This window comes from Sphingopyxis sp. RIFCSPHIGHO2_12_FULL_65_19, from assembly GCF_001830555.1.
In the GTDB taxonomy this organism is placed as follows: domain Bacteria; phylum Pseudomonadota; class Alphaproteobacteria; order Sphingomonadales; family Sphingomonadaceae; genus Sphingopyxis.
The window spans coordinates 14,087-21,073 of the sequence record NZ_MIAM01000066.1; the positions used below are offsets into that span (position 1 = coordinate 14,087).

Sequence of the window (6,987 nt, forward strand, 5' to 3'; positions counted from 1 at the left end):
ATGCTGCCGTCCTTGTTGGCGTCGATCCGTTCAAACATCTTTGCCTGCCTATCGGCGCGGCTTGCCGAGCGATCGGCGGCGTCAAGCTTGCCGTCCTTGTTGGCATCCATCCGGGCAAACATCTGGGCGGCTTTCGCCTGCGCCTCGGCGCGCGTCTGAGGGGCCTTGTCGGCGCCGCCGGGCGCCGCCAGCACCGGCACCGCGATCAGGGCAGCGCCAAGCGTCAAAAGAGAGATTTTCTTGTTCACGTAACGAACTCCTTCAGGGGACCGTCCTTTGGGGGGAAGTGGACGACCCAATGAAAGCGTTCTAGGCGCCATTTGTCCCACCGGCTTGCCGGATCGGCGCAAAACTGTCGCAATATGTCGCAGAATCGCCCCGCCATTCATGTCGCGGCAAGCGGGGCAACCGAACGGCGTTCGGCTACCCCGCTTATCACAGCATCAGGGACTGACCGGCGAATCTTCGTCGTTGTCGGCGACCAGAATGATCGCGCCGACCCCGACCAAAAGGCCGAGAAGACCAATCAGCCAGCTGGAATTACCCTCCAGGCTGTTTTCGCCGTCGGCGGCCGAAACGGCGCGGGCGCCGCCCGCCGCGGACGCGGCCGAAGCAGCCACCGGCGCCGCGACCATCGAAAGTGCTGCGAAGGATATCGCCGCTTTTTTGAGCATGCGCATGTCTTTCTCCATCTTGTCGGAATAACTCCCTCCACACCGATCAACGAAGCGGCAGCGCCGAACGATCCGCAAACTCCGGGCCATTCGTCGGGGAAGCGGGGCAGGTCGGCGGATGCCCAGCGGGCGCTAGCGTGGCCGATTTTCGTCAAGGGTGCGGGGTGCCGGGAATCGCGCAAACATCGCAACCCAGCGGGAGAAAAAGGTAAGCCCCGTCGCATTTCTGCGGCGGGGCTCCCTAGACTTCGTCCGAAGACAGAAGTCAAAATCCACTCTCTCTTTCGATCAAGTAGATCAATGAAACGCGGCCGGTGCGCAATGGTTCCCGCCGCGCGACATCTTTTTTACGTGATCTTGCGCGCCGCAGCCGTTCCCAAGATCAGGAACAGCACGACCAGAGCAAGGCCGACGAAAAACAGGATCTTGGCGATACCGGCCGCTGCACCCGCGACGCCGCCAAAACCGAGAACGGCAGCGACCAGCGCGATCACGGCAAAGATCAGGGCCCATTTGAACATCTTGGAAATCTCCTTACTGACGCACACCACTCATGCCGAAAACCTGTGGCTTTCGAGCAGGCAGGCGGCCGTCGATGGCGCCTCGAATTCGTGGTTTTTGCTTACGAGAGCGAAACGACGAGCACCGCGGAAAGTTCCGACCTTCGGCTGTACCGCCAACCGATAAGCGCTTGCCAATCGCGCGAGTGATGCCTTTATGCACCGAACGATCGAGGGAGTTTACACGCTTATGTCATCACGCAACCGCCTGCTCGTCGCGGCAGCCTTGGCCTTTGGCTTCTCCGTCGCCGCGAGCGCGCAGGACGGCGGCGCGTCATCGACGATAGGCACAGCTTACCTCAACAAACAAATGGCGGCGCTTGCCGAGCGCGGCGGCGCAAACGGTTGGAATGTGACGCCAAGCGGGCTGCGCTGGCGCCGGATCGCAGGCGACGGCAGCGGGGCGCGCCCTGGCCCCACCGACCAGGTGACCGTCCATTATGTCGGCACCTTTGCCGACGGCACCGAATTCGACAGTTCGGTGCGCCGCGGCGAGCCCACCAGCTTTCCGCTGAACCGCGTCATCGACGGCTGGCAGGAAGGCGTCGCGCTGATGGGCGTCGGCGACAAGGTCGAGCTCGCGATCCCCTGGCAGCTTGCCTATGGCCCGGTCGGCAAAGGCCCGATCCCGGGCGGCGCGACCTTGCTGTTCACCGTCGAACTGCTGGGCATAGAGCCCGCGGGGTGATGGAAAAGGCTTGGAGCGGGTAGCGGGAATCGAACCCGCCTAGCTAGCTTGGAAGGCTAGAGCATTACCACTATGCTATACCCGCATCGCCAAGGTCGGCGGCGATTGCCATTTCGCCGCTGCTTCGTCAAGCGTTCCGTCGCGCATGGCGTTGAGAACATTCTGGCAACATGCTAACGACGCGTCGTGCAGGACGGCAACGATCAGGACCCCGGCGACGGTGTGGACACACCAATCCGCAAGATCATCCATGTCGACATGGATGCCTTTTACGCTTCGGTCGAACAACGCGATGACCCCGCGCTCCGCGGCCAGCCCGTCGCGGTCGGCGGATCGTCGCGCCGCGGCGTCGTCGCAGCAGCGAGTTATGAGGCGCGCAAGTTCGGCGTCCGCTCGGCAATGCCCAGCATCACCGCGAAGCGCCAGTGCCCCGCCCTCATCTTCGTGCCGCCGCGGTTCGAGGTGTATCGCGACGTGTCGCACCAGATTCGCGCAATTTTTCGCGACTATGCCGACGAGGTCGAACCGCTATCCCTCGACGAAGCCTATCTCGACGTCAGCGCCGACAAGGCGGGACTGGGCAGCGCAACCGCCACCGCCCGGTTGATCCGCCGCCGCATCCGGGAAGAGACTGGCCTCACCGCATCGGCCGGCGTGTCGTATAACAAGTTCATCGCCAAGCTCGCCTCCGATCAGAACAAGCCCGACGGGCTGACCGTCATCCCGCCCGGCCGGGGCGCAGCCTTCGTCCAGACGCTGTCGATCCGCCGCTTCCACGGTATCGGCCCGGTGACGGCGGCAAAGATGGAGGGGCTCGGCATCTTTTCGGGCGCCGACCTTGCCGCGAAAGACCCGCTGTGGCTCGCGACGCATTTCGGCAACAGCGCCGAATGGCTGTTCAACTTGGCCCGCGGGATCGACCATCGCCGCGTCAAGTCGAACCGGCCGCTCAAATCATTGGGCGGCGAGCGGACCTTTTTCAACGACCTGATCACCGACACCGAAATCCGCGAGGCGCTGGCGCATGTCTGCACTGTCGTATGGGACCGCGCCGCAAAGAAGGGTGCGCGCGGGCGGACGGTGACGCTGAAATTGCGCTATGCCGACTTTCAGACGATCACACGCGCCAAGTCGGTGTCGCAACCGATCATCGACGGCGCGGGCTTGCTCGCCGCCGGCGAAGCGATCCTTGCGCCGCTGCTCCCGACCGAACAGGGCATCCGCCTGCTCGGCATCACGCTCAGCAAGTTCGAGGGTGAGGAGAATGAGGAGGAAGGAGGCGCCGCGGCACCCGCGGACCTGCTCAGCCTTATTTAGCGAGCGCGGGCGCGAACCGCCGCATCGCCGCCTTCATCTTGGGCGACATCGCCTGATAGGAACAGCGGATCAGCGGATCGTCCATCACCTGCATTTCCTCGCGAAACGGTGCGCCGACGCGATAGAGCGCGCGGTCGGGGCCCGTCGCCTTCACCCGGAAATAGCCCGCGCCGTCATAGCCGCCGAACTGCATCTGGGTAAAACCGTCCTCGACGACGCGCGTCTGGGTGATCGGCTGCAACTCAGCCGCGGGGCCCAGATTGCCGGTCGGCCCATAATAATAGACCGAGCCCCAACGCGACCCGTCGAAGATATAGCCATAGCGCGCCGTCGCGCATTTCTGGTCAGCGTTGGTCCAGAAGCCCGCGGTGATCGGCAATTTAATCGCCGACTGTGCCCTTGCAGGCGCGCTGCTCGCGATCGCCGCGATCGCCGCTATCCATCCGCGCATCGATACCCCCATCTTTGCCCAAGATGACGTCATGGTGGCGGAATTGGCACGCGCGATCAACCCGCGGGTGCGAAACGTCGCTCCTTGGTCGCGGTGAAGCGGATCGCCGGGTGACGCTGCGTCACATAGCCGACCTCCCATGCGTCCTTAGCCATGAACACGGGCGCGCCGTCGCGGTCGGTGGCGCTGGCGCCGCGGTGGTCGGCCTGGAACGCCTTGAGCGCCGCCGCATCGTCGCTCGCGATCCAGCGCGCGGTATCCCACGGCGACTGCTCGAGCTTCGCCTCCACCTTATATTCGGCGTCGAGACGACTGATCAGCACTTCAAGCTGGAGCTGGCCGACGACACCGACGATCATGTTCGCGCCGATCTCGGGATAAAAGACCTGGATGATACCCTCCTCAGCCATGTCGTCGAGCGCCTTCCTCAACTGCTTGGTCTTGGTCGGATCGACCAGCGCGACGCGGCGCAGGATTTCGGGCGCGAAGTTCGGCAGCCCGGTGATCGTGACATCGGTCCGCTCGGACAGCGTATCGCCGACGCGCAGCGTGCCGTGGTTCGGAATGCCGATGATGTCGCCCGGCCAGGCCTCTTCGGCCATTTCGCGATCCTGCGCCAGGAACAGCATCGGGCGGCTGATCGCGATCACCTTGCCGGTCCCGCCCTGCATCAAACGCATCCCGCGCTCGAACTTGCCCGAACAGAGGCGCATGAAGGCGATGCGGTCGCGGTGTGCGGGGTTCATGTTTGCCTGCACCTTGAACACAAAGCCGGTGACGGCATCGTCGTCGGGCTGCACCGGCGCGGGCTCGGCGGGCTGCGGCTGCGGCCCCGGCGCGTGGGAGGCGAGCGCCGCGAGCAGGTCGACCACGCCAAATTCCTTCAGCGCCGATCCGAAATAGACTGGCGTCAGGTCGCCGTTTCGATACGCCGCCCCGTCGAACGGGGCATAGCATGCCGACGCCAGCTCGGTCTCTTCCTTGAGGAGCGCGAGCGCATCGGCGCTGAGTTCGGCGGCGAGCGCCGGATCGTCCAGCCCCGCGACCGCCGCGCGGTGACCTTCATACATGCGCGACGCATCGCCGCCGGGGCGCATGATCGCCGGTTCGACGAGGTCGTAAATCCCCTCGAACTGCCCGCCCATCCCCGCCGGCCAGTTCATCGGACAGACGTCGAGCGCCAGCCGGTCGGCAACCTCGTCGAGCAGCTCGAACGGCGGCAGCCCTTCGCGGTCGACCTTGTTGATGAAGGTGATGATCGGCACCGATCGCAGACGGCAGACCTCGAACAGCTTCAGCGTCTGCGGCTCGATGCCCTTTGCGGCGTCGATCACCATCACGGCGCTGTCGACGGCGGTGAGGGTGCGATAGGTATCCTCGCTGAAATCCTCGTGTCCCGGCGTGTCGAGCAGGTTGAAGGTCAACCCGGCATGTTCAAAGGTCATCACCGACGAGGTGACCGAGATCCCGCGCTGCTGTTCGATCTTCATCCAGTCGGAGCGCGCGCGCCGCGCCGCGCCGCGAGCCTTCACCTCGCCCGCAATATGGATCGCGCCGCCCGCGACGAGCAGCTTTTCGGTCAGCGTCGTCTTACCCGCGTCGGGATGCGAAATGATGGCGAAGGTGCGGCGGTCGGGGCGGTTCTGGGACATGGCGCGGGCGGTTAGCAGGTGGCAGCCCAAGTGGAAAGGGCTGGCGTCGCCGCGCGACTGCCCGCATGGTCGCATCATGCGAACCCTCCTTTTGGTCGCCGCGCTGTTCGCCGCGCCTGCCGCAGCGCAGGATTCGTCCTTCGTGGGCGAATATGGGCTGGCCGAAGGTCCCGATGTCGGCGGCGGCCTGCTGATCCGTAGCGGCGGCCGCTTCCAATATATGCTCGCCGCCGGCGCCCTAGACGAGCGCGCCGAGGGCCGCTGGGAAACGCGCGGCGATATGGTCTGCCTGACCACCGACCCCAGGCCGGTGCCGCCTGCGATGCAGAAAGGCGCGCCGATCGAAGTCGAAGGAAACACACCAACCCTGCTCGTTACCTGGCCCAATGGCAAAGGCATCCCCGGCGTCGATTTCACGATCGGTTTCGACAGCGGCCAACCTGCCCAAGACTATACCCAGACCTATGGCTGGACGATGCCCGAAGACGACAAGCGCATTCCCCGTTGGATCGAGGTGCGCGAGCCGATTTATGGCATCACCGCGCCGCGATTTGAGCTGACAGAAGCCGATGGCGGCAAGCTGCGTGTCATCATCGTTCCCAACGACATCGGCGTCGTGAATTTCGAGGGCGCTTGCGCCGAAAAGACCGAACGCGGCCTGACGCTGCATCGCGCCGAAGGCGATATGCGGTTCGAGCGGTTGGGCGGCGCATAGCGGGCCTTCGACGGGTTCAGGACCGGCCTGATCCGGGGGCGGGGCAGCAAGAGGGACCGCGCGATGATCCAAAGTTCAGGAAAGGTCAGCCTATTGCGCGCCGCCTTTTCGACCTGTGCGGGCTGGACGACGCGCTGCGGCCGTCGGCGACCAACCTTTTGATCCGCCAAATGAAAGAGCCGTATGAAGGCTTTGCATAGGCCGATAATGTAGGAAAGGCCTTATTTCGGCGAAGTCGGCTTGGCCGGGAGCGGACGATCCCCTTCCCCCTTCCCCCTTCCCCCTTCCCCCTTGCACTCCTCCCGCAAATGAGTCACAACTTTACGTGAACGTAAAGGTAAAGACCGCGAGAGGATTTCTTCCCCATGACCGACATTCCGACCTTCGACACGATCAAGCTCGACTGCACCGATAATGTTGCGACGATCACGCTCAACCGCCCCGACCGGCTCAATTCGATGCCGCCGGCAATGGCGGACGACATTCGCGCGGCGCTCGATCACCTGCCCGGCCTTGGCGCACGGGCGCTGCTGATCACCGGCGAAGGCCGCGGTTTTTGTTCGGGCGCCGACCTGGCGGGTGACCGCTCGGCGGGCGGCGCGGTCAGCGGCGGCGCGCGGAGCCGCAACGCGCTGCGCGGCCATTACAACCCGATGCTGCTTTCGCTCGCCAACCTCGACATCCCTGTCGTCGTCGCGGTCAACGGCCCTGCGGCCGGCGTCGGGTGCAGCTTTGCCCTGTCAGGCGATTTCACCATCGCGGGCAAGAGCGCCTATTTCCTCCAGGCCTTCGTCAACATCGGGCTTGTCCCCGACGGCGGATCGTCGTGGCTGTTGCCGCGCCTGATCGGCGTGCCGCGCGCGTTGCAGATGATGATGCTGGGCGAAAAGATTTCGGCCGATCAGGCCGCCGACTGGGGCATGATCTATA

The 6,987-nt window shown here is 64.5% G+C and carries 9 protein-coding genes and 1 tRNA gene; 4 read left to right on the forward strand and 6 right to left on the reverse strand.

The window, feature by feature from the left end; genetic code table 11:
• The 3 genes from A3E77_RS18340 to A3E77_RS18350 form a co-directional block, all read right to left on the reverse strand.
• A partial coding sequence (locus A3E77_RS18340; protein WP_293648756.1) for an EF-hand domain-containing protein occupies positions 1-248 on the reverse strand: 248 nt, incomplete at its 3' end.
• 195 nt (positions 249-443) lie between these two features.
• The gene (locus tag A3E77_RS18345) at positions 444-752 is read right to left on the reverse strand and encodes a hypothetical protein (protein WP_293648759.1); all 309 of its coding nucleotides are present in this window, start codon (positions 750-752) and stop codon (positions 444-446) included.
• Positions 753-1,021: 269 nt separating this feature from the next.
• On the reverse strand, positions 1,022-1,195 hold the full coding sequence (locus A3E77_RS18350; protein WP_293648762.1) for a DUF1328 domain-containing protein: 174 nt from the start codon (positions 1,193-1,195) through the stop codon (positions 1,022-1,024).
• Between the two features lie 229 nt (positions 1,196-1,424).
• On the opposite strand from A3E77_RS18350, the gene A3E77_RS18355 reads away from it, so the two are divergent.
• The gene (locus A3E77_RS18355) at positions 1,425-1,922 is read left to right on the forward strand and encodes an FKBP-type peptidyl-prolyl cis-trans isomerase (RefSeq protein ID WP_293648765.1); all 498 of its coding nucleotides are present in this window, start codon (positions 1,425-1,427) and stop codon (positions 1,920-1,922) included.
• An 11-nt stretch (positions 1,923-1,933) separates the two neighbouring features.
• Here A3E77_RS18355 and A3E77_RS18360 read toward each other — a convergent pair.
• Positions 1,934-2,007, reverse strand: a tRNA-Gly gene (locus tag A3E77_RS18360).
• A 101-nt stretch (positions 2,008-2,108) separates the two neighbouring features.
• Here A3E77_RS18360 and dinB point away from each other — a divergent pair.
• Positions 2,109-3,239 (forward strand): DNA polymerase IV, encoded by a 1,131-nt coding sequence (gene dinB / locus A3E77_RS18365; protein WP_293648768.1) that lies wholly within the window; start codon positions 2,109-2,111, stop codon positions 3,237-3,239.
• Here the strand turns inward: dinB and A3E77_RS18370 are convergent.
• Together A3E77_RS18370 and A3E77_RS18375 are read right to left on the reverse strand one after the other, a co-directional pair.
• A complete protein-coding gene (locus A3E77_RS18370) occupies positions 3,232-3,690 on the reverse strand; it encodes a hypothetical protein (RefSeq protein WP_293648771.1) in 459 nt (152 codons plus the stop codon). The two genes, dinB and A3E77_RS18370, sit on opposite strands and share 8 nt — an antisense overlap.
• Positions 3,691-3,746: 56 nt before the next feature.
• Positions 3,747-5,342, reverse strand: a complete 1,596-nt coding sequence (locus A3E77_RS18375; protein WP_293648774.1) for a peptide chain release factor 3 — start codon at positions 5,340-5,342, stop codon at positions 3,747-3,749.
• Between the two features lie 76 nt (positions 5,343-5,418).
• Here A3E77_RS18375 and A3E77_RS18380 point away from each other — a divergent pair, with 76 nt between their 5' ends.
• Both A3E77_RS18380 and A3E77_RS18385 read left to right on the forward strand, forming a co-directional pair.
• Positions 5,419-6,057, forward strand: a complete 639-nt coding sequence (locus A3E77_RS18380) for a hypothetical protein (protein WP_293648776.1) — start codon at positions 5,419-5,421, stop codon at positions 6,055-6,057.
• Between the two features lie 365 nt (positions 6,058-6,422).
• Positions 6,423-6,987: enoyl-CoA hydratase-related protein (locus A3E77_RS18385; RefSeq protein WP_366652649.1), on the forward strand; the 565-nt coding region annotated here is incomplete at its 3' end.

What these genes read in the sequence shown, in the direction of transcription:
- A3E77_RS18370 (WP_293648771.1), bottom strand. Translation starts at nt 3,690, where the DNA reads ATGCGCGGATGGATAGCGGCGATCGCGGCGATCGCGAGCAGCGCGCCT.
- A3E77_RS18380 (WP_293648776.1), top strand. Translation starts at nt 5,419, where the DNA reads ATGCGAACCCTCCTTTTGGTCGCCGCGCTGTTCGCCGCGCCTGCCGCA.
- A3E77_RS18355 (WP_293648765.1), top strand. Translation starts at nt 1,425, where the DNA reads ATGTCATCACGCAACCGCCTGCTCGTCGCGGCAGCCTTGGCCTTTGGC.
- A3E77_RS18350 (WP_293648762.1), bottom strand. Translation starts at nt 1,195, where the DNA reads ATGTTCAAATGGGCCCTGATCTTTGCCGTGATCGCGCTGGTCGCTGCC.
- A3E77_RS18375 (WP_293648774.1), bottom strand. Translation starts at nt 5,342, where the DNA reads ATGTCCCAGAACCGCCCCGACCGCCGCACCTTCGCCATCATTTCGCAT.